Here is a 26,204-nt window from a genome sequence, read left to right as displayed (position 1 = left end):
GACCGCGTTTCAGTAACATTAACTTTTGGACAAGCCTTACGCGGCTTCGTCCTGTGCAGCAGCATGACGGCGTTCGCTTTCTTCGCGCGACAGTGCAACCGAAGTACGGATGCCCTTGGCGACGAATTCCATCAGACCGTTTACAACGCGCTCGTTCGGGTCGATCCCGGCGCAGGTGAGTACTTCACGGCCGTCACGCGAACGCGCCCAGCGGGCGATCTGTTCGGGACCATTGCCGTACTTTTTATCATCAGCAATCGCATCATCAAGAGCAGCGAGGACGACAGCGGCGAAGAGCTTGCGCGCGCGGTTGCCTTGCTCGTTATTGAATGCGGTGCCATCTACGAAATCGTTCATTTCGCGTCCTTTGTTGTTTTTGCTCTTGTGGTTCAGGCGTAGGGGGCAATATCCCTATTTCGTCTTGATTCGGGGGCCCTCTTTTGGAATGGCAGCTATGCACTGACTGCATGGCCTGACCGGCGAATTTCAAGTAGTGCGCGTGCGGCTTGCCGAACGCATTGGCCCGATGTAATGCGCTATCAGACTCCGGCAACCTATAGTCACGGAAAAGAGACCCATCATGCCCAAGATCAACGGCAACGAAATCAAAATCGGCAACATCCTCGAGCATGACGGCGGCCTCTGGGCTGCAGTGAAAGTATCGCACGTCAAGCCCGGCAAGGGTGGCGCTTTCGCTCAGGTCGAGATGAAGAACCTGCGCACCGGCTCGAAACTGAACGAGCGCTTCCGTTCGGAAGACAAGGTGGAGAAAGTCCGCCTCGAGCAGAAAGACCAGCAGTTCCTTTATGAAACTGACGGCCGTCTCGTATTCATGGACACCGAAACCTTCGAGCAGGTCGAGATCGACGCCGAACTCCTCGGCGAACGTCGCCCGTTCCTTCAGGACGGCATGACCGCCACCGTCGAATACCACGAGGAAGAAGCTCTCGGTGTTTCGATCCCGCAGAAAGTCGTCTGCAAGGTCGTCGAGACCGAGCCGGTCGTCAAAGGCCAGACTGCTGCGAACTCCTACAAGCCGGCGATCCTCGACAATGGTGTCCGCATCATGGTGCCGCCGTTCATCGCGACCGACGAGGACATCATCGTCAACACCGACGTGATCGAATACTCCGAACGCGCCTGATTTGGCCTGCTGACGCAGACCAAGCCTCCGGCGGAGGTATTTTTATCAAAGTGAAAAGGGCGCGGGATTTCCGCGCTCTTTTGCGTTCTGTGGCTTGCTCGCGGGTCGGGGAGGCGGTTAACTCGTGCGGCTATGACCAATGATCCCCGACTGACACCGCTTGCTGCGTCGCTTCCCGCGACTGTTCCCTTTGTAGGACCTGAGGCCCGTGAGCGGCTAACGGGGCGGCCGTTCGTGGCGCGGCTTGGCGCAAACGAGAACGCGTTCGGTCCGTCGCCGTGGGCTATCGCCGCCATGCGGCGCGCTGCGATGGACAGCTGGAAATACGGGGACTCCGAGAGCCATGATCTGCGCAGCGCCATTGCCGAGCGCGAAGGGGTATCGCCCGAGAATGTGATGGTTGGCGAAGGTATCGACGGGTTGCTCGGGCTGTTGGTCAGGCTTCTCGTCGGGCTGGGCGACAATGTTGTGACGTCCGATGGCGCCTATCCGACGTTCAACTATCATGTCGCGGGCTTCGGCGGCGTTCTGCATAGGATCCCGTATACGGGTGATTTCGAGGATCCATCGCGCCTTATCGCCAAGGCAAAGGACGTTGGCGCAAAGCTGATCTATATTGCCAATCCGGATAACCCGATGGGCACCGTGCACGATGCGGTCACCGTTGTCCGTATGGTTCAGGCGGTGCCGGCAGGCGCGCTGCTGGTGCTCGACGAGGCGTATCTGGAGTTTGCGGACGAGAGCGTCGTGCCTGACATTCCGATCGAGGACACGCGGGTGATCCGGATGCGGACGTTTTCCAAGGCATACGGGCTGGCAGGGGCGCGTGTCGGGTATGCGCTGGGGCCGAAGTCGGTGATTTCTGCTTTCGATCGCGTGCGAAACCACTTCGGTATGAGCCGGATGAGCCAAGCGGGAGCGCTGGCCGCCTACCGCGATGAGGAATGGCTGGCCCATGTGCGGGCCGAGGTCATCTTGGCGCGGCGCCGGATCGGAGAGATCGCGGCAGACAACGGGCTAACGGTCATTCCGTCATCGACCAACTTTGTCTGCATTGACTGTGGGCGGGACGGCGCGTTTGCCAAGTGTGTGCTGGATGCACTCGATGTGCGGGGCATCTTTGTCAGGATGCCGTTCGTCGCGCCGCAAAACCGCTGCATCCGTGTGAGCTGCGGCACGCCCGAAGAGCTCGACGCCTTTGCGGAGGCGCTGCCTCTGGCACTTGCAGAGGCAGCGGAAGGTTAAGCAGACAGCAGGCGCGTGGCGGCTTCGACAGCGCCGTCGCCATGCGGGATTTGCAGAGCTTTGAGGCCCGCGTCGATCGTGGCAATCACTCCCAGCACCATATGCGCGTTAACGTGGCCCATGTGGCCGATGCGGAACCATGCGCTGTCAGGCGTGCGGCCAAGACCGATGCCGAGCGTGACGCCTGCTTCGTTCTCGCACCAGTGGCGCAGACGGTCCGCGTCGTTGTGGCCGAGGTGGACGGACGTTACCGCATGACTGCGGTGCGCAGCGTCGACCATGTTCAGGCGCATTTCGCCCTTCTGGCCCCAAGCTTGGATGGCGGTCCAGATCATCTTGGCAAGCTGGGTGTGACGCGCCCAGATGTGGTCCAGACCTTCGGCGCGGATAAGGTCCAGCGCGGCGCGGAGGGCATAAAGGTGATGCGTCGGCGCGGTGCCGCCCCAATACTGATGGAAAAAATCTGGTGCCGCGCGCGGGCGCCAATCCCAATAGCGGCTGGCTAGATCGGCTGTGTTGCGGGCGGCGTCGGCCTTGTCGTTGAACCAGACGAAACCGAGGCCCGGAGGAGTCATCAGACCCTTCTGGCTCGCTGCGACAATCACGTCTACGCCCCATGCGTCCATCTTCATCACGTCGCAGCCGAGGGAGGCGATGCAGTCGACCATCAGCAGGGCAGGGTGACCGCTCGCGTCCATCGCGCGGCGGATCGCGGGGATGTCGTTGCGGATGCCGGTCGAGGTGTCGACATGGCAGAGCGTAACGGCGCGGATCTTGTGACCTGTGTCGGCGCGAAGGGCGGCTTCGATGCGGGCGGGATCGATGGCGGCTTCCATGCCGTGTTCCAGCATCTCGACGTCGAGGTGCAGCCCCTGCGCCATGTCGGCCCAACCATGACCGAAGCGACCGTTCACAGGCACCAGCACCTTGTCGCCGCGCGAGGCCACATTGCATAGCGCCGCTTCCCAGACAGCGTGACCGTTACCGATGTAAATCGCCACGAAATGTTCGGTGCCAGCGACATACTTCAGGTCGGGAACCAGCCCGTCGGCGAGGTCATGCAGTTCGCCCTCGTAAATATTCGGGGCTGGCCGCATCAACGCACGCAGGACGGAGTCAGGCATGACCGAAGGGCCCGGAATGGCCAGATAGGGGCGGCCGTTGGAAAGTGTCATCGAAATCTTCCTTGGAATAGTGCGGCGAGACTACTCCAAGCCGAAGCGGGGTCAATCGGGCTGGCGCTTTCATCCTGCGCTTATTATCGCTATTGGCTTGTGCAGTTATGAAAGGAAGCGGTTTGACTGAACCCGAGACGAATGCACGCGCTCTGTTCGGCTGGCTCTGGCGCCGATATTTGAGGAAACAAACTGGCGGCCTGATGGCTGCCGTGTTCTTCATGGTGCTCGAAGGCTCGATGCTGGGCTTGCTGAGCTGGGTCATGAAGCCGATGTTCGACAACGTGTTTGTCCAAGGTCAGGCCGGTTCGCTCTGGTTCGTCGCGGTTGCGGTTCTGTTCATTTTCACCACCCGCGCGGTCAGTACCGTCGGGCAACGTGTCCTGATGAAGCGCGTGAGCGAGAAGGCAGCCGCTGTTATCCGCCTCGACCTTCTGCGCCATCTGATGCGCCTCGATACCTCTTTCCATCAGGTAAACCCTCCGGGCAATCTGATCGAGCGCGTGCAAGGCGATGTGCAAGCTATCGGTACGGTCTGGACCAGCATCGTCACCGGCATCGCGCGCGATGGCGTCGCGGTACTCTGGCTGTTCGGCGTTGCGATGTATACCGACTGGCGCTGGACCCTCGCAGCCCTGATCGGCATTCCCATCCTCGTGCTGCCCTCGACGCTGGCGCAGCGCTACGTGCGCCGCAAATCCAAAGAAGCCCGCGATGTCGCCGCCAAGATGTCGACCCGCCTTGACGAGGTGTTCCACGGCATCAACCAGATCAAGCTGAACTCGCTCGAGGACTACCAAGCCAACCGCTACAATGCGCTCGTCGATGCCCGCGTGCGGACCGAGGTTAAATCAGCGCTCGGTCAGGCGGCAATCCCCGGTCTGGTCGATGTGATGACAGGCGTCGGGTTCATGGCCGTGCTTATCTACGGCGGCGCCCAGATCATTGAGGGCGAAAAGACTGTTGGCGAGTTCATGTCGTTCTTCACCGCGATGGCGCTGGCGTTCGAGCCGCTCCGCCGCCTCGGCAATATTTCGGGTCAGTTGCAGCAGGCAGCGGCCAGCATCGAACGTGTCGTCACCGTTTTCGATGCGAAGCCAACCCTCGTATCGCCAGCGAAACCCAAACCCGTTCCGCAGGAAGCTCCGCCGATCGTCTTTGATGACGTAAGCCTGGCCTATGGCGATTTCCCCGTCCTGCGCGGCGCGACGTTCACTGCCGAGGCGGGCAAAACCACCGCTCTCGTTGGTGCGTCGGGCGCCGGCAAGTCCACCGTATTCAACATCCTCACGCGCCTTGTCGAACCGCAAAGCGGCCTCGTCACCGTCGGCGGCACACGCTCGCAGGACTTTGCGCTCGAAGACTTGCGCGGCCTTTATTCGGTCGTCACCCAAGACGCGGCGCTCTTCGATGAAACCCTTCGCGAAAACGTTCTGCTCGGCCACGATGTGCCCGAAGACCGTCTTCAGGAGGTGCTGAAAGCCGCCCATGTCGCCGACTTCGTTCCGCGCCTGCCCAACGGCCTCGACAGCCCTGCCGGTCCGCGCGGATCGAACCTCTCGGGTGGCCAACGCCAACGTGTCGCCATCGCCCGCGCTTTGCTGCGCAACACTCCCGTGCTGCTGCTCGACGAAGCGACCTCCGCCCTCGACACCCGCAGCGAAGTGATCGTCCAACAGGCGCTGGAAAACCTCTCCAAAGGCCGCACCACGCTCGTCATTGCCCACCGCCTTTCGACCGTGCGCAACGCCGACAAGATCGTGGTGATGGACAAGGGCACCGTGGCCGATCAGGGCACCCACGACGAACTGCTTGAACGCGGCGGCATCTATGCCGATCTTTACCGCCTGCAGTTCAACTCCGAGAACTGATACCTATATCCGTCTGACGGATAAGAGGAACGCTATGAGCACACGCACCATTCTGGCCGTCACCGGCAGCGACCGCGAAAAATTCCTGCAAGGCCTCGTGACCAATGACGTCGCAAAAGCGCGCGGCGGGATCGCCTATGCCGCGCTCCTGACGCCGCAGGGCAAATACCTCGCCGACTTCTTCATGATCGGTCAGGAGGATCGCATCCTGATCGACGTGGATACCTCGCTCGCGCCGATGCTGCTCCAGCGGCTGTCGATGTACAAACTCCGCTCCAATGTCCAACTTGAAGCCACTGACATGCCCGTCGCCCGCGGCACCGGAGACGCCCCCGAAGGCGCTCTGATCGACCCACGCGATCCCGCCATGGGCTGGCGCCTTTACGGCAGCGAAGGCGACGACGGCACCGACTGGGATGCGCTCCGCGTCGAGCACTTGATCCCCGAAACGGGCAGAGAACTCGGTCCCGACAGCTACATCCTCGAAATGGGCTTCGAGCGCCTGAACGGCGTCGACTTCAAGAAAGGCTGCTACGTCGGCCAGGAAGTCACCGCGCGGATGAAGCATAAAACCGAACTCAAAAAGGGCCTTGCCCGCGTCACCTTGGACGCCCCTGTCGACGCCGGCACAGACCTCACGTCGAACGACCGCCCCGCCGGAACGGTCCACACGGTCTCCGGAAATAAGGCGCTCGCCTACCTCCGCTTCGACCGCGCCGAAAACCTGACCGCAGGCACAACACCGGCCAAGGTCGACTGACCTTTCTGCCTTTGTGCCTCAAATATCCTGGGGTGAATTGGCGAAGCCAAGAGGGGCAAAGCCCCTGAAATGAAAAGGGCGACCGCTTGGGCCGCCCTTTTGTTTTATCAACCGATCTCTGCCAGTCGGGCCAGCGCGGCTTTCAGCTGCGCTTCCTCTTCCTCGCGCAGCGCGAGGTTGCCCTTGGCTTCCTCGACCACTTCGTCCGGCGCAGACGCGATGAACTTCGGGTTGTTCAGACGACCACGCAGACCGCCGAGCTCTTTCTGCAACTTGCCGAGCACCTTCTCGATGCGGGCCTTCTCGGCGTCCACGTCGATGATGTTGGCCAGCGGCAGGGCGAAGGTCGCGCCATTGGTCGGGATTGTGATCGAGCCTTTGGGCGCTTCGGCGGCTTCGGTGATGTCACCGATGCGGGCCAGACGCTTGATCAGGGTCTCGTTGCTGGCCAGCGCAGCCTTCGCGGCGCCCGTAGCTTCCTGCATCACAACTGGCACATAAAGACCAGCCGGCACGTTCATCTGCGCGCGTGCCGAACGGATGCCTTCGATCAGCGAGATCGCCCAGTTCATTTCCGCATCGGCCTTGTCGTCGACCAGATCGGCCATGGTGTAGGTCGGCCAGTCGGCGTGAACGAGCATCTTGGCGCGGTCCTCGGCGAGGGTGCCCCACAGCTCTTCGGTGATGAACGGCATGATCGGGTGCAGCAGGATCAGACACTGGTCGATCACCCAGCCCATGACCTTCTGCGTTTCCGCCTTGGTCGCATCGTCACCGTCGAGGATCAGTGGCTTCGAGAATTCGACATACCAGTCACAGACCTTGCCCCAGACGAACGCATAGAGCGCCAGCGCAGCGTCGTTGAAGCGGTAGGCAGCCAGCGCCTCGTCCACAGTTTCGCGAACGCGGGCGGTTTCGCCGATGATCCACTTGTTGACCGTCGCGGTCGCCGTCGGGATCTCGGTCTGGCCGCAGACAGCGCCATTCATCTCTGCAAAGCGCGAGGCGTTCCACAGCTTGGTGCCGAAGTTGCGGTAGCCTTTGATGCGGTCCTCGGACAGCTTCAGAACGCCGCCGATGGAGGCCATCGCGGTGTTGGTGAAGCGCAGCGCGTCGGCACCGTATTCGTCGATGATGACGAGTGGGTCGATCACGTTGCCCGTAGTCTTCGACATCTTCTTGCCCTTCTCGTCACGGACGAGGTCGTGCAGGTAGACGGTGTGGAACGGGATGTCGTCGACGACAGCAAGCTGCATCATCATCATGCGGGCGACCCAGAAGAACAGGATGTCCTGACCAGTGACGAGCACGTCCGTCGGGAAGTAGCGCGAAGTGCTCTCATCCCAGTTCGGCCAGCCCAGCGTACCGATCGGCCACAGACCCGACGAGAACCAGGTATCGAGAACGTCCGGATCGCGCTTCAGCGACTTGCCACCCGATTGCGCGACGGCTTCGGCTTCGGTTGGCGCGCAGTAGGCTTTGCCTTCATCGTCGTACCAGACGGGGATCTGGTGGCCCCACCACAGCTGGCGCGAGATACACCACGGTTCGATGTTTTCGAGCCAGTGGTAGTAGGTCTTCTCGCCCGACTCCGGCATGATCTTGGTCTTGCCAGTGCGAACGGCGTCCAGTGCCGGCTCGACGATCTTCGAGGTCTCGACGAACCATTGGTCAGTGAGCATCGGCTCGATGACGACCTTGGAGCGGTCGCCGAACGGCTGCATGATCTTCTTGGCTTCGATCAGCGGAACGAGCTGTTCTTCCTCGGTGCGCATCTCGCCGCCCTCTGCGGGCTCGACCGGCGCTTTGACGGCGGCTTTGCCCAGACGGGGGTCGGTCGCTTCGGTCATCACGGCGAGGCCTTCGGCGACGATGGCGTCGACGACCCTCTTGCGGGCCTCGAAACGGTCGAGGCCACGATATTCGTCCGGCACGAGGTTGATCGCGTCGATTTCCTGAACGGTGAAGTCCTTGCCGCCAGCGTACTCCGCAGCTTTCGCGGCTTCCTCGTTGTAGGGCGCGCCATCGGCACGCATCGCGCCGCGGGTGTCCATCAGGCGGTACTGCGGGATGTTGTTGCGCTTGGCGACTTCGTGGTCGTTGAAGTCGTGAGCGCCGGTGATCTTCACCGCGCCCGAACCAAAGGTCATGTCTGGGTATTCGTCGGTGATGATCGGGATCAGGCGGCGGTGCTCCTTCGGACCAACCGGAATTTCGCAGAGCTTGCCGACGATGGCCGAATAGCGCTCGTCATCGTGGTGAACGGCAACAGCGCCGTCGCCGAGCATCGTCTCGGGGCGGGTGGTCGCGATGGAGATGTAGTCGCGCTCTTCGGTAAACACGACATTACCATCCTCGTCCTTCTCGACGTAGGTGTAGGTCTCGCCACCAGCCAGCGGGTATTTGAAGTGCCACATGTGGCCGTCGACTTCGGTGTTCTCGACTTCGAGGTCCGAGATCGCGGTTTCGAAATGCGGGTCCCAGTTCACCAGACGCTTGCCGCGATAGATGAGGCCCTTGTTGTACATCTCGACAAAGACCTTGATGACCGCGTCGTGGAAGTTGCCTTCCTCGCCTTCGGGCGCATTCGGCGCGCCGGACATAGTGAAGGCATTGCGCGACCAGTCAGCGGACGAGCCCAGACGCTTCAGCTGGCTGATGATGGTATCGCCGTACTGCTGCTTCCATTCCCACACCTTGCCGAGGAACGCTTCACGGCCCAGGTCGCGACGACCCGGCTGGCCGCTGGCGGCGAGCATCTTTTCGACCTGAAGCTGGGTTGCGATACCCGCGTGGTCCTGTCCCGGCTGCCAGAGCGTGTCGAAGCCGCGCATACGGTGCCAGCGGATCAGGATGTCCTGAAGCGTGTTGTTGAAGGCGTGGCCGACGTGCAGAGCGCCCGTCACGTTCGGCGGCGGGATCATGATGCTAAAGGTTTCGTCACGGCTCGCGTTGGCGCCAGCCTTGAATGCGCCGGACTCTTCCCACTTCTTGTAGATGCGGGCTTCGGCCTCGGCGGCGTTGAAGCTTTTTTCCATCGGCATAATGCGGATCCCTAATGCTGGTTGGGGATCAGATAACCCGTGGCTGGTCCGAGGGAAAGGGGTCAGACCGTCCGGTCAATGCGCGTAGATAGATGAATAAGGCTTTCGAGCAGGATCACACCGTCGATTTCGCCGATCTGGTCGAGCGCGGAGTCGAGATCAAGGGTGTTGTCCGTCCGCAGCAGGCAGCACAGGTCGAACCGGCCAGAGGTTGTGTGGACGGCCTCGACCGCTGGCATCCGCTTGAGGTGGGTCAGAACGCCGGGCAGGGCGGCGGGTCGGATCTGAACGAGGACGGTTGCCTTGATCGACTGCCGCTGAACCTGATCCGAAAGGCGCAGCGTGTAGCCTGCAATGACGCCCGACCGTTCCAGCCGTTCGAGCCGTGCCTGAACTGTCGTGCGGGCAAGACCGAGCCGCACGGCAAGTTTGGCCACCGGAAGGCGGGCGTTCTGGGAAAGCTCGGCCAGTAAAAGGCGATCTGTGTCATCGATTTCCATCATAATGCCGATAGTGTCGGCAAACTGCCGATCCACCAAGACAATTCGGACAATTTGCCCCAACATTTTGACACAAACGGGCCTTACTCTGATCGTACGAGACAGGAGTTCCCATGCTGCACCAGCCAGTTCGTCAGACCTCTATCGCAGAGTTTCTGCAATCCTATCAGGGTGGCGGCTCGGTTCACTTTTTCAGTCCAAGTTTGCTGACGGCCAAGCTGGCGGAGTTCCAACGCGGTTTTGGTGGTCTCGTTACCTTTGCAATGAAGGCCAACCCGACAGAGGATGTTCTCTCCACTCTTTGTCATGGCGGTCTGCACGGCTTCGATGTGGCCTCTCCCGAAGAGATCGCACTGGCCCGCAAGATCTGCCCCACAGCGGCGCTTCACTACAACAACCCCGTACGCACCCGTGCGGAGATCGACTATGGCGTGGCCAACGGCGTGGCATCTTGGTCGGTCGATGACTGGGACGAGCTGGAAAAACTGCTCGCCCGCGTGCCCGAGGATGCCGAAATCGCCGTGCGGTTCAAACTGCCGATCGAGGGCGCGGCCTATAACTTTGGCGCCAAATTCGGTGCGACCCCGCCGCTCGCCGCGATGATGCTGGCCCGCGTGGCAGAGGCAGGACGCAAGCCGTCGCTCACCTTCCACGTCGGCACCCAATGCGTCGATCCCGCCGCGTGGGGGCAGTATGTCGAAGAAGCCGCTGCAATCGCTGCCGAAGCGGGCGTGACTATCGAACGGCTCAATATCGGCGGTGGTTTCCCCGCCTCGCGCAATTACCGCGTCGAAATGATGCCGTTCTTCTCCGCGATCAAAGAGGCGCTAGGCGCGTTTCCGGTGCAGCCGACATTGATCTGCGAACCGGGCAGGGGCCTTGTCGCCGATGCCTTCGCGCTGGCCGTGCAGATCAAATCTGTGCGCAACGACTGCATCTATCTGACGGACGGCGTGTACGGCGGATTGTCAGAACTTTTGTCCATGCCCGCGCCGTCCTTCGCGGTGCTGTCCGAAAAGGGCTGGCGAAAAGGGCCGCACCGTCCGCGCAAAGCGTTCGGGCCGACCTGCGACTCCATCGACGTGCTGCGCGATCCGCTCGAATTGCCAATCTACCTCGATGAAGGCGACTGGATCGTTTTCCGTTCGATGGGGGCCTATGTCACGGGCGTGACGACCCGTTTCAACGGCTATGGCAGTATCGAAATGGTGACGCTCGACACACTCGATGCGCCGTTCTGAGAGATTGGCCTTGCCTCTATGCTGAACTACCTTTTCTCATGAAGAGGGAAGGGCGGAGGTTTCATGGAAAAGTTCGGAAAAAGCCAGTCGGTCAAACGTGTCGAGGACGTGCGTTTCATCACGGGTGAAGGTCGCTATGTCGCGGATATCCTGCCTGAAAATGCCCTTCGTGCCTATTTCGTCCGCTCCCCCGTCGCCCATGGCCGTCTGGTGTCGGTCAACCTTGATGACGTGCGCGAAATGGATGGCGTGCGGCTGGCAATGAGCGCCGCCGATCTGGAAGCCGCAGGCGTGCGGCTCGACATGAACGCGATCCTTGTAAAGAACAAGGACGGCAAGCGCGCGACCAAGACCCTGCGCCCTCTGATGGCGACCGACCGCGTGCGCCATGTCGGTGAGGCGATTGCCGTGATTGTTGCCGACACTTTCGAGCAAGCCCGCGATGCTGGCGAAATGGTGGACTTCGACATCGAAGAACTGCCGCCGCACATCAATCTGCGCGAAGGCGGCTCCGCCATCCACGAGGAAGTGCCGGATAACGTCGCCTACGATTGGGCAATGGGCGACGCGGAAGCGGTCGAGCAAGCCATCGCGAAGGCCGCGCATGTCATCCACACATCGGTCCCCGATAACCGCATCATCGTCAATTCGATGGAGCCGCGCGGTGCCTATGCCGAACCCGAGGGTGACCGTATCCACCTTTGCGTGAACGGTCAGGGCGTGTGGTCCGCTCGTGATGATGTCGCCCGCCACCTCAAGCTTGCTAAAGAAGACGTGCGCGTGACCACACCCGACGTCGGCGGCGGTTTCGGGATGAAAGCGATGGTCTATTGCGAGCCGATCATCGCCGCCTTCGCTGCGCGGACGCTGGGGCAGGCTGTGGCATGGATACCCGACCGCAGCGAGTCGATGCTGTCCGACAACGCTGGCCGCGATCTGGTCACCGAAAGCACGCTGGCCTTCGACGAAAACTATAAGATCACCGGATACAAAACGCGAACCCTGTCGAACCTCGGCGCCTATAACTCGCAGAACGGTCAGGTGATCCAGTCCGAGCTATTCTCCAAGGTCGCGCCCGGCACCTACGATTTCAGCGCGATCCACCTTGAGGCCAAGGGCATCTACACCAACACCACGCCCGTCGACGCCTATCGCGGTGCCGGTCGTCCGGAGGCGATCTTTGTCCTCGAACGGTCCATGGACGCCGCCGCGCGCGAGTTGGGCGTCGATCCGTGGGAACTGCGCCGCCGCAACTTCATCAAGCCGAGCCAGTTCCCCTACACCTCCGCGACCGGAATGCCCTACGACGTCGGCGATTTCGACAAACTGCTCTCCGAAGCCGAAAAGCAGACCGAAGGCTACGACCAGCGCCGCCGTGCAAGCGAGGCGAAAGGCTGTCTGCGCGGGATGGGCCTCGCGTATTACATTGAAAGCATCCTCGGCGAGCCGAGTGAAACCGCGAAGGTCGAATTCCTCTGGGACGGGTCGGTTAACATTTACGTCGGCACGCAGTCGAACGGGCAGGGGCATGAGACCGTTTACGCGCAGTTCCTGTCTGACCAGACCGGCATCCCCGCTGAAGACATCACCGTTGTCCAAGGTGACAGCGACCGCATCGCAACAGGCGGCGGCACCGGCGGGTCGCGCTCTGTCACGGTGCAGAACACCGCGACGCTGGCGACGGTCGAAACCATCATCAAAGCGTTCTCTGCCTACCTTCAGGAGAAAGAGGGCGGCGAAGTTACCTTTGACGACGAACGCTTCCGTATAGAGAATTCGAACGTCTCGCCCTCCATGCAGGACGTTGCCCGCATGGCACGCGAAGATGGCCGCGAGGATCTGCTGTCCCACTCGGCGACGATCACGCTCGAAAACCGCAGCTTCCCGAACGGCTGTCACGTGGCAGAGGTGGAGGTCGATCCCGAAACCGGTCAGCTTCGGGTCGACCGTTATGTAGTGGTCGATGACTTCGGTAATCTCATCAACCCGATGCTCGCCGAAGGGCAGGTCCATGGCGGCGTAGCGCAGGGCCTTGGTCAAGCGGTAATGGAGCAGACGGTATTCGACGAGGACGGCCAGCTCCTCTCGGGCAGCTTCATGGACTACGCCATGCCGCGCGCGACTGACATGCCATGGGTCAAGTTCACTTCAGTCCCCGTGCCGTCGAAATACAATCCGATGGGCATGAAGGGCTGCGGCGAGGCCGGAACCGTCGGCGCGCTGGCAGCAGTGACCAACGCCGTGATCGACGCGATTGGAACGGAAATTGCTATGCCATTAACGCCATATCGCGTGTGGCGGGCACTTCAGGAGAAAGGCGTTGAAGCTCGGTAACTGGATACTCCGGTTCTTTGACAAAGAGCCGCGCGTCGAGGAGAAAACAGTCCGGCAACGGGGTGCGGCAACGCATGTGATCATCCTTGACGGCACCAACTCGTCGCTTCGTCCCGAAGAGGAAACCAACGCGGGTCTCATCTACAAGCTGCTGCGGGAAAACGGCTATTCGGCCAACATGACGCTCTATTACGAGGCGGGCATCCAGTGGAAAGACTGGACCGAGACCTTCAGCGTCGTCGCAGGTCGCGGCATCAATCGCCAGATCGAACGGGCCTACGGTGCGCTCTGTTCCCGCTGGCGCGAAGGCGACGACATTGTGCTCATCGGATTTTCGCGCGGAGCCTTCGCTGTCCGGTCCTTGGCCGGTGTCATCGATCGCGTCGGACTTGTCCGAAGTCATCATGCCAATGAACGCAACATCCGTCAGGCGTATCGCTATTATTCTCAAGGTGCGAGCTCGTCCTATGCCACGAAATTCAGCGAGCTGCACTGCACCCGCGACGTGACGATCAGCGCGCTGGGCTGCTTTGATACCGTGAAATCGCTCGGGCTACGCGTTCCGCTGCTTTGGAAATTGGAGGAGGAGCGCCACAGCTTCCACTCAGACGGCCTCGTTCCTGCGGTGAAGTCTGCGTTCCACGCGCTTGCCCTGCACGAGAACCGCGATGTCTTCACGCCGGAAATCTGGAAAACGCCCGAAAACTGGACGGGCGTGATTGAGCAGGCTTGGTTCCGCGGCTCGCACGGTGATGTTGGTGGACACATCACGCCGTTCACGAGCGCCCGTCCGCTGTCGAACATTCCGCTCGTCTGGATGCTTGAAAAGCTGGGAAACCACGGCCTGCCATTGCCCGCTGGCTGGCGTCAGCAGTTTCCTTGTGATCCCGATGCGCCGGACGTTGGGCTCTGGGTTGGTTGGGGAAAGCTGTTCCTGCTCCGCCACAAACGCATCCCCTGCACCGATCCGTCCGAGTTCATACACGAAACGGCGGAGTTGCCCCCGCCGCCGCGTCATTGGTTCTTAGGTTTTCGAATGCGCAAGAGTTAGGCGACGTTCTCGAGTTGGACGCGCGGCGTGATGCCGAGCGCATGACACACATCACGGGTCAGTTCCGGCTTGTTCAGCGTGTAGAAGTGCAGGTCTTCCACGCCGCCCTGAAGCAGATCGTCACAAAGCTCGGTCGCCAGCGCAGTTGCCAGCAGGTCGGTGCCGCCGTGCTTGGTCGCTGTCTCGAATGCATCGGCGACGATAGTCGGGATGCTGGTTCCGCACATTGCCGCGAACTTGCGGGCGCCATTCCAGTTTTCGATCGGCAGAATGCCCGGAATGATCGGCGCGTCGATGCCGGCCTTTTCGCAGGCGTCACGGAAGCGGAAATAGGTGTCAGCTTCAAAGAAGAATTGGGTGATCGCGCTTGTCGCACCGGCGTCGATCTTGCGCTTCAGCCACACGACGTCAGCGGTGGCGTTCGGCGACTCGGGGTGCTGCTCGGGGTAGGCACCGACGCGGATGTTGAACTTGCCGGTGTCGGCCAGCGCACCGATCAACTCGATCGACGACTGGAAACCGTCTTCGTTCGGCTGGAAAACGTTCGAGCCCTTCGGCGGATCGCCACGCAGCGCCACGATATCGGTCACGCCAACGTCGGCATAGCCATGGGCAATCTGCATGGTTTCCTCGCGCGATGCGTCAACGCAGGTCAGGTGCGCCGCGACCCGCAGGCCGGAGGTCTTGTGGATTGTGCCCACCGCTTCGTGGGTCAGCTGGCGCGTCGTGCCGCCGGCACCGTAGGTCACCGACACAAAAGTCGGGTCCAGCGGCGACAGGACATTTACGCAATCCCACAGACGGAAGGACGCTTCGAGCGTCTTCGGCGGGAAAAATTCAAACGAAACATTCGGACGTGTCATCGGGTCACCTGCAAATTCTGTTATCCTCTTGTCGTCGAAAAAAACGTGTGAGACAAATTCATAACTCTCACGACGATCATGAGGTTCCCTCAATATGCATATTGAAGTGCGGCACCTACGAACCATCAAGGCGATCCACGACACTGGTGGCCTCGCGCGGGCGGCGGACGTGCTGAACATCACGCAGTCTGCACTCAGTCACCAGATCAAGGGGATCGAAGATCAGGCAGGCGTGGAATTGTTCGTGCGCCGCTCGAAGCCTTTGAAACTTTCGGCGGCTGGAAAACGGATGCTGAAGGCAGCAGAGAGCATTTTGCCGATCCTGTCCGATCTCGAGGCCGAATTCGACGGACTGAAGGACGGCAGCACCGGCCGTCTGCACATCGCGCTCGAATGCCACGCGTGTTTTGAATGGTTGCTGCCGGTGCTCGAACAATTCCGCAAAGTCTGGCCCGATGTGGACGTCGATATCCGTTCCAGCCTTGCATTCGATGCGATGAGCGCCCTGCGGCGCGAGGAGGTGGACCTCGTCATTACCTCTGATCCGAATGCCGATGATGTGGCGGTGTTCAACCCGCTCTTTGATTATTCGCCGGTCTTCGTGTGTTCATCGCAAAATCCGCTGGCGGACAAGAGCTTTGTCAGCGCGGATGATTTCGTCGACCAGACATTGTTTACCTATCCAGTCGACCGTCCGAAGCTCGATATTTTCAAGATGCTGCTGACGCCGAACCGAGTTGAGCCCGAAGCGGTGCGTCAGGTCGAATTGACCGCAGTGATCCTGATGCTGGTTGCGTCAAATCGCGGTGTAGCTGTGTTGCCCGATTGGGTCGTGCGTCAGGTCGGCAAAGCGGCCGAGCATGTCGTACTGCCAATTACCAAGGGCGGACTGACTCGGCGGATGTATGCGGCCACGCGCGAGACCGAAAATACGCTGCCCTATATGGCGCATTTCATTCGGCTGGCTCGGCAAGAGGCTGTGAAGCTGCAGCGAGCATAGCTTTCTGGCGCGCAGCTTCGCGGGTTTCACTAAAAAGCCGGATGCGAATGTCCTCCAACGGATGCGCCTTGCCGAAGAGGTATCCCTGCACGAAACGGCAACCGAGCTGTTCGAGGTGGTCAGCCTGTTTGCGCGTTTCTACGCCTTCGGCGATGACGTCCACGCCGAGCCCTTCGGCGATATCGAGGAACCCACGCACGAGCACCTCCGCGGTTGGGTCAGTCACGAGGTCGGAGACGAAACTGGTATCGATCTTGAGTTCGTCGAATTCAAGTTGGCGCAGGTGCTGGAACGACGCAAAGCCGGTACCGAAATCATCCAGCGACACGCGCAGGCCAGCATTGCGGAAATGGGCGATGCTCTCGCGGATCATATCGGCGGAGCGCGCGATAAAGACGTCCTCAGTGATTTCCAAGGTGATATGCTGCCGCGCACGGGCGTATCGTCCGAGAAGGATATCCAGTTCAGTGCGCCCCGACATTGTCGCCAGCGCGACTTCGGGGATGTTGATCGAGACCTGGCCAGGGTCGATCCCTTCGGAGAGCAGCTTTTCGACATCGCTGAGGATCGCGGTTGTCATATGGATCATGAAATCGCCGTGGAGGCCCATTTCGTTGATCTCTGGAATGAAAAGGGCGGGGGCGAGCACACCTTTTTCAGGATGGACCCAGCGCGCGAGTGCTTCGAAGCCAATGCTGCGTCCGGTGCTCAGGTCGACCTTGGGCTGGTAGAACGGCACGATTTGGCCCTGCGCCATGGCCCGAACGATGGAGGCGCGGTCCTCCAGCGTGGTGCGCCGTTCGAAAACAGATTTGTCATAAAGAACCGCGCGCGATCCGGCTGCATTCTTGGCGCGATACATCGCTTGGTCGGCTGCGGCGCAAATCGCCTCGACCGTTTCGCCTGTGTAGGATGTCAGGCCGACGCCGACGCTGGCGGTGACGTGCAGATCTTTTTCGTCGTAGTGAACTGGCTCGCGCACGGCGCGGCAGACATATTGCGCCAGCCGCATTGCAGCTTGTTCGGACGCTACAGAACGGAAGGCCATCGCGAACTCGTCGCCGCCCAGACGGGCCGCGATGCCGGTCGCGCCGACCAGACCGCGGAGGCGCTCTGCTATAGCCTGGAGGACCTGATCGCCGGCCTCGTGGCTGTAGGTGTCGTTGATCGGTTTGAATCCGTCGAGGTCAATCAAAAACACGCAGACATCCGTCCCGATGCGCCTCGCGGTCAGCATCCGCGAAAGCTCTTCGTCAAAGGCGCGGCGGTTCAAGAGGCCGGTCAGCGGGTCGTGACGCGAAAGATGTTCGAGTGCGCGGAGGCGGGAGTTTGCTTCCTCGCGTGCGGCGTTGAGCGCGCGCTGGGTATCTTTCTGTTTATGCAGCGTCTCGTAGGTATTGAAGATGTAGACCACCATCATGCCAGTGGTGATCATCCATTCGGTATCGGTCGACGGCAGAAACGCGTTCCCCGCAGCCAGCCAGAACACGAGAAAAGCCGCGCCGAAGGAGGGGGCCATTAGGCTCCAGTTATAAAACGGGAGGGCCGCGAAGGTGTTGGTGATGTGCACGAACACGCCGAAGAGCCACAGGAAACCCGCGAGCAACATGGCGGAAGACGGCTCCGACGCCAGCAAGTAGGCGGGCGCGAGGTAGAACAGCACCGACGTGCAATTCATCGCCCAGACGGCCACGACATAGCTGACGGACATTTCGTCATCGCGGTCTGGAAGGTGCCGCGCAACCGCTTGGGCGCAGAATTCATACCCGACAATCGACACAGACATCACGATCGGCGTCGACACATAGCCCAGCCACAAAAGGATGAGCATCATCATCGCCGCCGCCGCAAGGCGCTTTGCGATATCCCGCGTCGCGATGTGAACCGCAAAGCGGGTCTGGTATCGGATTTTGTCCAAACTCGTTGAAATCATCTGCACCCACTGTCCCTTGCGGAAGTTCTAGGTGACAAAAGCGAATAAAAGGTTAATGCAGAGAAAATCTGCTACAGCCCCTCCGCACGGCCTTGCCCGCGCGGAGATATTTTTCTATAGGCGCTGTCTTGACCGTGAACGGAGGCCCCGATGGCTCAAAGTGCGAACATGAACGTGATGATCAAGACTGCCCGCAAGGTCGGTCGTGGATTGCTCAAGGACTTCACCGAAGTCGAGCAGCTTCAGGTCAGTTCCAAAGGTCCGGCGGACTTCGTCACCCGTGCCGACCGCCGCGCCGAAGAGACCATCCGCGAAGAGCTGATGGCGGCCCGTCCGAGCTACGGTTTCCTTGGTGAAGAGGGCGGCGAGATCGAGGGCGAAGACCCGACCCGCCGCTGGATCGTCGACCCGCTCGACGGCACCACCAACTTCCTTCACGGTCTGCCGCAATGGGCTGTCTCGATCGCGCTCGAACACAAGGGTCAGATCATCGCGGGCGTCGTTTATGACCCCGTGAAGGACGAACTGTTCCACGCTGAAAAGGGCGGCGGTGCATGGATGAACGAAAGCCGTCTGCGCGTTTCGGCCCGTCACCGTCTGATCGACTGCATCTTCGCGACCGGTCTGCCGTTCGCCGGTAGCACCGACCTGCCGCAGACCCTCAAAGACCTGTCGCAGCTTCTGCCCGCCACCGCCGGCGTCCGCCGTTTTGGTGCTGCCTCGCTCGATCTGTGCTATGTGGCTGCTGGCCGCTTTGACGGTTTCTGGGAACGCCGCCTGAACGCTTGGGACATCGCTGCCGGTCTGGTCATCGCACGCGAAGCCGGTGCCTTCATTGAGCCGATCCGTACCGAAGCAAAAGACGTGTTCGAAGACCGTTCGCTGATCGTCGCCAACGAAGGCGTTTTCCCGTCTCTGGCGAAAGTGATCCGCAACGCGGCTGCCTGATCTATCACGGCGAGAATTTTGAAAGGCGCGTCCATTCGGGCGCGCTTTTTTGCTTACGGGGTCAAGTTTGTTTTAACCTAAGATAAGATTATGCCTAATTTGTGTGCGAGATGCGCAAGTATCGGTACTATTTGCGGTGATCACGGTAAGAACATTTGACATAACGGTCATTCTGCAATTTCAGTCCCCGAAATCCAGAAAACCCCCAATCTCTCGGAGAATGTCGTGAACGATCGCGTGGCCGAACTTGATGCGTTTGACCGGAAAATTCTTGATATCGTTGCTGTCGAAGGGCGCATCAGTGTCACCGAACTTTCCCGCCGGATCGGCCTGTCGAAGTCACCGACACAAGCGCGTCTGAAGCGCCTCGAAGATACGGGCATGATCCGTGGCTACCGCGCGCTTTTCGATCCGATCCGCCTCGGCCGCGACCATGTTGCCTTTGTAGAGGTCAAGCTGACTGATACCCGCGAGGCTGCGCTGGCGGCTTTCAACGAAGCGATCATGAAGATCCCCGAGATCGAGCAATGCCACCTCATCGCGGGCCAATTCGACTATCTTCTCAAGGTGCGCACATCGAGCATGACCGCCTATCGCCTCGTTCTGGCAGAGAAAATCTCGACCCTTCCGTTCCTCGCCAACACCTCGACCTACGTGGCGATGCAGGCGGTCAAGGAAGAAGGTGTGTCCGCCGCCGTCACCGAAGCAACCATCTAAAAGCAGTAGAATTTTCGCGGTCTCCTCTTGGCGAATGCCGTCAGAGTTGATAGCCAATCGTCGGCGCCCGCGTGGTGGAATGGTAGACATCGGAGACTTAAAATCTCTTGGCTTAGGCCGTGCCGGTTCGAGTCCGGCCGCGGGTACCAGCGCCTCTGTTTCGAGTTGAGCCTCCCTCGGATATCGGGATATTCCTGTTATCAAACGAGGTCCGCGATTGAATACTCCCCGCATATTTCCACAAGGCGTTGACGGGCTTCTGATCCGTTTCGGCGATGTGTTGGACGACGAGACCAACGCGCGCGCGCTGCAATTCGCGAATGTGGCGGCGGGACTTGATGGTGTGCTGGAGGCGGCCGGCGGGCTGACATCTGTCTATGTGCGTTTCGACCCGTTGGTCGGGCGCGCGTCGGTGGAGCAGGCGGTGAATGCGGCACTGGCGACCGAAGGGCAGGCTGAGGTGCAGCCCTCGCGTCTGTGGACGGTGCCTTGCTGTTTTGCTGCGGACCACGCACCCCAGTTGGCGGAAGCGTCGGAGCTCGCGGGCGTGACGCCCGATGTCGCGGTGACCGAACTTTGCGCCGAGCCTGTGCGCGTGATGGCGATCGGGTTTGCACCCGGGCAGCCTTATCTGGGGCTACTGCCGGATCACTGGAACATCCCGCGCCAGACCAACCTCACAGCCGAAGTGCCCCAAGGCGCGCTGACCGTCGCCGTGCGGCAATTGGTGCTTTTCGCCAATCCGTCGCCGACTGGTTGGAGGCAGGTCGGGCGGACAGGTTTCCGATGTTTCGACATGAGGCGGCCCGAAGCCTTCGCGTTGAAACCCGGCGACCTGATGCAGTTCGAGGCGGTCTCGGCGGTCGAATTTGAGGGCCTTCTGAATGCCCCGATGGGCGGGGCCGTTCTGTCATGATCGTCGAAGTGCTCAAGGCCGGTCCGGGTGTGACCATTCAGGACCAAGGCCGCGCGGGGCTGATCGCGCAAGGTTTGTCCCGTGGCGGCGCGGTGGACCGGCTAGCCCTGCTGGTGGCAGAAGCACTGCTGAAGCGCCGCGTTTCGGTGATTGAACTGGCTGGGGCGGGTGCCTCTTTCCGCGTTGGTCAGGCGTGCCGGATCGCGCTGACTGGTGCGCATCGAAAGGCCAATGCCGACGGGAACCCGCTGCGTTGGAACGCCAGCCATAATCTGACCGCTGGGACGGTGCTTACCATCACTGCGGGGCAGGGATATGCCTATGTTGCGTTCGACGCGGCGCTCGATAGGCCCGAAGTAATCGGCAGCCAATCGGCCCATTTGAAGGGCGGGATCGGCGGCCATCTCGAACCTTGCGAACTGCATTTCACCGACGCCCGCATCGGAACGTCCGATCTGCTCGACGTGGCCGACCGCACGGACGGTGGCACGGTCCGCTTCATGGCGGGGCCGCAGACCGACGCCTTTAGCGAAGAGGCACTTGCGGCCTTCACCAACCAAACCTTCACCAAATCCGCGCGGAGCAATCGGCAGGGTGCTGGCCTTGATGGGACTGTCGCGCTGGATGCCGGTCAGCTCAGCCGCATCTCTGATTTTATCACCGAAGGTGACATCCAGATCACCGGCAACGGCGCGCCTTTCGTGTTGCTGGCAGAATGTCAGACGATCGGCGGTTACCCCCGCATCGGAACGGTGCTGCCCTGCGATATTCCCATCGTTGCGCAAGCAAAACCGGGTGCCGCGTTGCGGTTCGAACTGGTCTCGACCGACGAGGCCGAGGCGCTCTGGCAATCCGACGTGCAGCAGGTCGCGGCGCTTCGCAGTAAGATCAGTCCGCTATTGCGTGACCCGGCGACGATGCACGATCTGTTGTCGTATCAGCTGGTGAGCGGTTTTATCCGAGGGGACGAAGAATGGTTCTGACAGTCGATCTGAATGCGGACATGGGCGAGGGCATAGGGCAGGACGCGTTGCTTCTCGACGTGGTGACCTCGGCCAATATTTGCTGCGGTTTGCATGCGGGTTCCCCGCAAGTCATGGCAGACACCATGAAGGCCGCGATGAAGCGCGGCGTGGGCATCGGTGCCCACCCAGGCTTTGACGATCGCGCCAATTTTGGCCGTACCCGCATGGCGCTCGGGGCCGATGATCTGGCTTCGCTCATTCGCTATCAAGTCGGTGCTGCGAAAGCGGTTGCCGAAGGGCTCGGCACGCGGCTCGATCACTTGAAACTGCACGGCGCGATGGCGAATATGGCGACCGAAGACGTCGAATTCGCGGAGACCGCTTTCCGCGCCGCCCTTCAGGTCGCGCCCGAGATGAAACTGATGGTCATCGCCGCAACGGCCCAGCAGACAGCGGCGGAAAACCTTGGCGTGCCGTTTATCGGAGAGATTTTTGCGGACCGCGCCTATAACGACGACGCAACGCTCGTAGATCGCAAACTGGACGGCGCCGTGATCCACGACCCCGAATTTGCTTCCAAACGGGTGCTTGCGATGTTGGAGGCGGGGGCGATCATCTCTGCATCCGGCAAGCATATCCCGACCCGCATCGACACAGTTTGCCTGCATGGGGACACCACCGAAGCGCTGGAAATGGCACGCACCCTGCGCACCCGTCTCACCAAGGCTAGCGTCACCATTCAGCGCGCGAAGTAGCCCTATCCGACCAATTGGGCCGCGTGACTGAGGGCCGCGCCCCAGAACAACGTCAGAAGTGCCACGGCGAGCGGTGCGCCAAGTGACGCCAGATCGCCGTCCCATTGCGCGACCAGCACGATCAAACCAAGCACGAAGCCGATATATCCGCCGCGAAGGCATCCCTCACCAAACGCTGCGGTCCGCGTCTGGTCGGCCTTTGGCGCTATCGCTGCAGACACGCCGATGACCACGACGAGGGTCAGCGACGGTACGTCTGAAAACGGTGCGAAACCGCCGCTGAGTTGCATTGCTGCGATCAAGCAACCTGCGAATATGGCCAGTCCCAACAGGCGTTGCATGGAGTTATCCTCTCTGTAGCTCTAAGAGGACACTAGCTGCGATCGGCAGTTCCAAACAGGCGATTGACAGCAACGCATCGGTACAGTGTCAGGCTTTCGCTCGATCACCGCGCAGGCAGCCTTCAAAGCTCCTGCAGTTTGCGCATGGTATCCTGAAGCACTCTATCGCCGACCAGCGTGCGGTAGCTCTCGAAAAGCTGCTCGTAGGTCGCGTGGGCGGCCATGTCGGGCACGACCCTGCGGCTGCCGCGCGCACCAAAACGGGCAGCACCATCAGCGTAATTGGCCACCATCCCCGTTGCGAAAGCGCCGTGGATAGCCGCGCCGACTGCGGTGGCGTTGGCGATTTTCGGCACGATGATCTCGCGGCCCAAAACGTCGGCCATCGTCTGGATCAGCAGAGCGTTTCGCGACGCCAAGCCGCTGGTCATGATGACTTTGTCTATGGCGAAGCCGCCCTCCGCAAAGAGGTCGTGCATCAGGCGCATCCCGTAGCAAAGTGCCTCGATCAATGCGCGGTACACCTCGACTGCGGTCGTCTGCATGTTCAGCCCGAGGATCATGCCGCTCAGGTCCGAACGGGCATGCGGCACGCGGTTCCCGTTCCACCAGTCAAGCGCCAGCAAGCGGTTCGCGCCCGCAGGGACCTGGCGCGCTTCTGCCTCGTAATTGGCGAAGCTCTCGGCTGGCGTGCTGCCGTTCGGAAAGGCGTCGACGAACCACGCCAGCGTGTCACCGAAACTCGCCTGACCGGCCTCGTAGCACCAGAGGTCACGTAACGCGCCGTTGAAGGCCACGCCCTCAATGCCTTTCGGCAGGCGTGGGGGCTGATCGTCGAGCATCATCACGCCAGCGGAGGTCCCGAGTGCCGCAACAAATGTGCCTGCCTGCACCGCTCCGACTGCTGGCAACACGACGTGGGAGTCGATGACGGCGACGGCGACAGTGCACGAGCCGATGATGCCGGTGTCAGCCAGCCATTCATCAGTAAGGTCTCCGGCAGGAGTGCCGACGGGCAGGGGATCGCTGAGGCGCGAGGCCATGTCAGGGATGCCGACATCAGGATAGCCGTGGCCATCTTGGAATTGCGCTTTGTAGGCGGCGAAGCCGAGTCCCCGCGCTTCCACGCCGGTCAGTTGCCAGACCAGCCAGTCACCGCCTTCGATGAATTTGTCGGTCACGGCCCAGATCTCGGGCGCTTCCTCGGCAATCTGCGCGGCCTTCGCCATCAGCCATTCGCCCGACACCTTGCCGTTGAAGTTGTCGAGCCACGCGCCGCCCATCGCGCTGATCCGTTCGGACTGCGGCTGCGCGGCGCCATGTTTCCAGAGCTTGACATACGCATGGGGCGCGTTTGGCGCGATGCGATGAAGCGGCGTGCCGTCGGCGCGGCAGGGTAACGGCGAACTGGCCGTGAACCCAAAGCCGATGCTGCGCACACGCTTGCCGTTGCCGATACGTCCGAGGATATCGCGGGCCGCCTCCAGATAATCGTCGGCCACTTGAAGCGCCCAACTGCGCGGCAGCAGCGTGCCATCGGGCAAGCTCTTCGTCAGCGTACCGTGGCGATAGTTGTGAACGTGGGACGCGACCTCTTGGCCTGTAGCGATGTCCAGCAGAACGCCGCGCGCTGAGGCGGAGCCGTAATCGAGGCCGATAATGTACTCGTTCATATTCGTGTTCGCCAAAGCCTGAATAGTGAAGACCGATATGTTGAGGCCGATTTGCTATGTGATGGCCAGCCGAATTGAAGTGGTAAAATTGGTCTGACCCAATTCGCAACTATTCACATTCAGGCAGCGCCCAAAGGCATTCGTGTCGAGCAGCACAAAAGCCTTTTCGAGGGATGACCGGCGGGGCCGCCGGTCATTGTCTTGTAATTCGCCTCAGGCGCTGAGTTCCGACAGGATGCGCGCCCAGCTGCGGATGCCTTTGTGGAAGCTCCGCACGTCGTATTTTTCGTTCGGCGAGTGGATTGAGTCGTCCTCCAGCGCGAAGCCGATCAGCATGGCGTCCATGTCGAGGATGGTTTTGAAGTAGCCCGCCACGGGGATCGAGCCGCCGGAGCCCGTGAAGGCGGCAGCGTTCGGCCATTCGTCGGTCAGCGCGAGGCGGGCCTTTTCGAAGGCGGGGTTGCTGGTCGCCATGACAGACGCCGGACCTGCGCCGTGATCCTTGAACGTGACCGAGCAATCCGGCGGAAGCTGCTCTTTGACCCAGTTCTGGAAGTTTTCGCGAATTTTCAGCGGGTCCTGCGTGCCGACGAGGCGGAAGCTGATCTTGGCCGATGCCTGCGATGGCAGAACGGTCTTAAACCCGTCGCCGGTGTAGCCGCCGGTGATGCCGTTGAACTCGGCCGTCGGGCGGGCCCAGATCTGCTCGAGAACTGACTTGTCTTTCTCGCCTGCGGGGGTGTCGAGGCCGACCTCTTTCAGGAAGCCTTCGGCGTCGAAGCCGAGTGCGTCCCACTGGCTGAGCAGGTCGTCAGAAAGCTCAGGCACGCCGTCGTAGAAATTGGGCACTGTGATGCGGCCGTTTTCGTCGTGCATGTTGGCGCAGATTTTGGTCAGCACACGGATCGGGTTGATCGCGGGGCCGCCGTACATTCCGGAGTGCAGGTCCTTGGACGGGCCAGTGATCGTGACTTCCTGACCGAGCAGACCGCGTAGCATCGTGGTGATCGCAGGCGTGTCGTAGTCGAACAGGTCAGTGTCACAGATCAGCGCGACGTCGGCCTTCAGCTCGTCGGCGTGTTCTTTGAGGAACGGGATCAGCGAAGGCGAGCCGGATTCTTCTTCGCCTTCAAAGAAGATGGTGATCTTACAGGGCAGCTTGCCATGCTCGGCAACCCAAGCGCGGCAGGCTTCGACGAAGGTCATCAGCTGGCCTTTGTCGTCAGACGAACCACGGGCGCGGATCACCTTACCGTTTGCGGTGTCCTCGATGGCAGGGTCGAACGGGTCACGGTTCCACAGCTCCAGCGGATCGGCGGGTTGCACATCGTAGTGACCGTAGAACAGCACATGCGTGCCGCCTTCGCCGCCTTGTGCGACGACCATCGGGTGACCGGGGGTAGGGCGGGAGGATGCTTCAAAGCCGATGGACTTGAGATCCTCGACCAGCCAGTCGGCCGCTTTTGCACATTCCTGCTTGTAGGCAGGGTCGGTGCTGATTGATGGAATACGGAGCAATTCCATTAGACGGTCCAACGCACCGTCGAGGTCCGAGTCGATACGGGTGAGAACTGGAGTAAGGGACATTTGCTCTCCTTTGAGTTTCCGATCGGACACTAATCCTGTAAAATCGGGTGTCTAGAGGCGGTTCTGTGCGAAAATGTGACTGGGGGAGCCAAAGGTAGCGTATTGTTCCGCATTACGAGAGTCTATAAAGACCCCCCAACC

The 26,204-nt window shown here is 60.9% G+C and carries 22 protein-coding genes and 1 tRNA gene; 14 read left to right on the top strand and 9 right to left on the bottom strand.

The features are described from left to right. Window positions 1-36: 36 nt before the first annotated feature. Entirely contained in the window at window positions 37-357 is a 321-nt protein-coding gene (locus IF204_RS08890; RefSeq protein WP_167636189.1) for a DUF6280 family protein, read from the bottom strand. 223 nt (window positions 358-580) lie between these two features. On the opposite strand from IF204_RS08890, the gene efp reads away from it, so the two are divergent. After that, complete coding sequence (gene efp / locus IF204_RS08885) at window positions 581-1,144, top strand: elongation factor P (RefSeq protein WP_194096299.1); 564 nt, start codon at window positions 581-583, stop codon at window positions 1,142-1,144. A 132-nt stretch (window positions 1,145-1,276) separates the two neighbouring features. Next, the gene (locus tag IF204_RS08880; RefSeq protein WP_194096297.1) at window positions 1,277-2,389 is read left to right on the top strand and encodes a pyridoxal phosphate-dependent aminotransferase; all 1,113 of its coding nucleotides are present in this window, start codon (window positions 1,277-1,279) and stop codon (window positions 2,387-2,389) included. On the opposite strand, the gene IF204_RS08875 is transcribed toward IF204_RS08880, so the two are convergent. Next, window positions 2,386-3,564, bottom strand: coding sequence for a pyridoxal-phosphate-dependent aminotransferase family protein (locus IF204_RS08875; protein ID WP_194096295.1), 1,179 nt, complete (start codon window positions 3,562-3,564; stop codon window positions 2,386-2,388). The genes IF204_RS08880 and IF204_RS08875 overlap by 4 nt on opposite strands. 107 nt (window positions 3,565-3,671) lie before the next feature. Between IF204_RS08875 and IF204_RS08870 the strand changes: the two genes are divergently transcribed. Together IF204_RS08870 and ygfZ are read left to right on the top strand one after the other, a co-directional pair. Further along, window positions 3,672-5,435, top strand: a complete 1,764-nt coding sequence (locus IF204_RS08870; protein WP_194096293.1) for an ABC transporter ATP-binding protein — start codon at window positions 3,672-3,674, stop codon at window positions 5,433-5,435. A 34-nt stretch (window positions 5,436-5,469) separates the two neighbouring features. Further along, window positions 5,470-6,195, top strand: coding sequence for a CAF17-like 4Fe-4S cluster assembly/insertion protein YgfZ (gene ygfZ / locus IF204_RS08865; RefSeq protein WP_194096291.1), 726 nt, complete (start codon window positions 5,470-5,472; stop codon window positions 6,193-6,195). Window positions 6,196-6,302: 107 nt separating this feature from the next. Here ygfZ and IF204_RS08860 read toward each other — a convergent pair whose 3' ends face one another. Beyond that, complete coding sequence (locus IF204_RS08860) at window positions 6,303-9,239, bottom strand: valine--tRNA ligase (protein ID WP_194096289.1); 2,937 nt, start codon at window positions 9,237-9,239, stop codon at window positions 6,303-6,305. A gap of 62 nt (window positions 9,240-9,301) precedes the next feature. Next, window positions 9,302-9,739 (bottom strand): Lrp/AsnC family transcriptional regulator, encoded by a 438-nt coding sequence (locus IF204_RS08855; RefSeq protein ID WP_194098188.1) that lies wholly within the window; start codon window positions 9,737-9,739, stop codon window positions 9,302-9,304. 113 nt (window positions 9,740-9,852) lie between these two features. Between IF204_RS08855 and IF204_RS08850 the strand changes: the two genes are divergently transcribed. The 3 genes from IF204_RS08850 (at window position 9,853) to IF204_RS08840 (ending at window position 14,365) form a co-directional block, all read left to right on the top strand. Next, window positions 9,853-10,980, top strand: a complete 1,128-nt coding sequence (locus IF204_RS08850; RefSeq protein ID WP_194096287.1) for a type III PLP-dependent enzyme domain-containing protein — start codon at window positions 9,853-9,855, stop codon at window positions 10,978-10,980. Between the two features lie 63 nt (window positions 10,981-11,043). After that, the gene (locus tag IF204_RS08845) at window positions 11,044-13,314 is read left to right on the top strand and encodes a xanthine dehydrogenase family protein molybdopterin-binding subunit (protein ID WP_194096285.1); all 2,271 of its coding nucleotides are present in this window, start codon (window positions 11,044-11,046) and stop codon (window positions 13,312-13,314) included. Further along, window positions 13,301-14,365, top strand: coding sequence for a DUF2235 domain-containing protein (locus IF204_RS08840; protein WP_194096283.1), 1,065 nt, complete (start codon window positions 13,301-13,303; stop codon window positions 14,363-14,365). The genes IF204_RS08845 and IF204_RS08840 overlap by 14 nt, the downstream gene beginning before the upstream one ends. Here IF204_RS08840 and metF read toward each other — a convergent pair. Further along, on the bottom strand, window positions 14,362-15,228 hold the full coding sequence (gene metF, locus IF204_RS08835; protein WP_194096281.1) for a methylenetetrahydrofolate reductase [NAD(P)H]: 867 nt from the start codon (window positions 15,226-15,228) through the stop codon (window positions 14,362-14,364). The genes IF204_RS08840 and metF overlap by 4 nt on opposite strands. Before the next feature lie 94 nt (window positions 15,229-15,322). Between metF and IF204_RS08830 the strand changes: the two genes are divergently transcribed. Next, complete coding sequence (locus IF204_RS08830) at window positions 15,323-16,228, top strand: LysR family transcriptional regulator (protein ID WP_194096279.1); 906 nt, start codon at window positions 15,323-15,325, stop codon at window positions 16,226-16,228. On the opposite strand, the gene IF204_RS08825 is transcribed toward IF204_RS08830, so the two are convergent. Further along, complete coding sequence (locus tag IF204_RS08825; protein ID WP_194096277.1) at window positions 16,182-18,146, bottom strand: putative bifunctional diguanylate cyclase/phosphodiesterase; 1,965 nt, start codon at window positions 18,144-18,146, stop codon at window positions 16,182-16,184. The genes IF204_RS08830 and IF204_RS08825 overlap by 47 nt on opposite strands. 165 nt (window positions 18,147-18,311) lie before the next feature. Here IF204_RS08825 and IF204_RS08820 point away from each other — a divergent pair, with 165 nt between their 5' ends. The 6 genes from IF204_RS08820 (at window position 18,312) to IF204_RS08795 (ending at window position 22,462) form a co-directional block, all read left to right on the top strand. After that, window positions 18,312-19,109: an inositol monophosphatase family protein gene (locus tag IF204_RS08820; RefSeq protein ID WP_194096275.1), complete on the top strand. Its 798-nt coding sequence runs from the start codon at window positions 18,312-18,314 to the stop codon at window positions 19,107-19,109. A 225-nt stretch (window positions 19,110-19,334) separates the two neighbouring features. Beyond that, window positions 19,335-19,826 carry an Lrp/AsnC family transcriptional regulator gene (locus IF204_RS08815; RefSeq protein WP_194096273.1) on the top strand — a complete coding sequence of 164 codons (492 nt, stop codon included), beginning with the start codon at window positions 19,335-19,337 and terminating at the stop codon, window positions 19,824-19,826. Between the two features lie 65 nt (window positions 19,827-19,891). Further along, a tRNA-Leu gene (locus IF204_RS08810) sits at window positions 19,892-19,975 on the top strand. 68 nt (window positions 19,976-20,043) lie between these two features. Continuing rightward, on the top strand, window positions 20,044-20,742 hold the full coding sequence (locus tag IF204_RS08805; protein WP_194096271.1) for a 5-oxoprolinase subunit B family protein: 699 nt from the start codon (window positions 20,044-20,046) through the stop codon (window positions 20,740-20,742). Then, on the top strand, window positions 20,739-21,725 hold the full coding sequence (locus IF204_RS08800; protein ID WP_194096269.1) for a 5-oxoprolinase subunit C family protein: 987 nt from the start codon (window positions 20,739-20,741) through the stop codon (window positions 21,723-21,725). The genes IF204_RS08805 and IF204_RS08800 overlap by 4 nt, the downstream gene beginning before the upstream one ends. Beyond that, window positions 21,716-22,462, top strand: coding sequence for a LamB/YcsF family protein (locus tag IF204_RS08795; protein WP_194096267.1), 747 nt, complete (start codon window positions 21,716-21,718; stop codon window positions 22,460-22,462). The genes IF204_RS08800 and IF204_RS08795 overlap by 10 nt, the downstream gene beginning before the upstream one ends. Window positions 22,463-22,464: 2 nt before the next feature. Here the strand turns inward: IF204_RS08795 and IF204_RS08790 are convergent, their stop codons facing one another. From IF204_RS08790 to IF204_RS08780, 3 genes are all read right to left on the bottom strand, one after another. Next, a complete protein-coding gene (locus IF204_RS08790) occupies window positions 22,465-22,803 on the bottom strand; it encodes a hypothetical protein (protein ID WP_194096265.1) in 339 nt (112 codons plus the stop codon). Between the two features lie 122 nt (window positions 22,804-22,925). Then, complete coding sequence (locus tag IF204_RS08785) at window positions 22,926-24,476, bottom strand: FGGY-family carbohydrate kinase (RefSeq protein WP_194096263.1); 1,551 nt, start codon at window positions 24,474-24,476, stop codon at window positions 22,926-22,928. A 213-nt stretch (window positions 24,477-24,689) separates the two neighbouring features. After that, entirely contained in the window at window positions 24,690-26,063 is a 1,374-nt protein-coding gene (locus tag IF204_RS08780) for a M20/M25/M40 family metallo-hydrolase (protein ID WP_194096261.1), read from the bottom strand. Window positions 26,064-26,204 lie beyond the last annotated feature (141 nt).

The sequence above is a fragment of the Marivivens aquimaris genome (genome assembly GCF_015220045.1).
Taxonomy (GTDB): domain Bacteria; phylum Pseudomonadota; class Alphaproteobacteria; order Rhodobacterales; family Rhodobacteraceae; genus Marivivens; species Marivivens aquimaris.
Note: the sequence above shows the minus strand (reverse complement) of the source record. Positions and strands in the feature narration are given on the sequence as shown.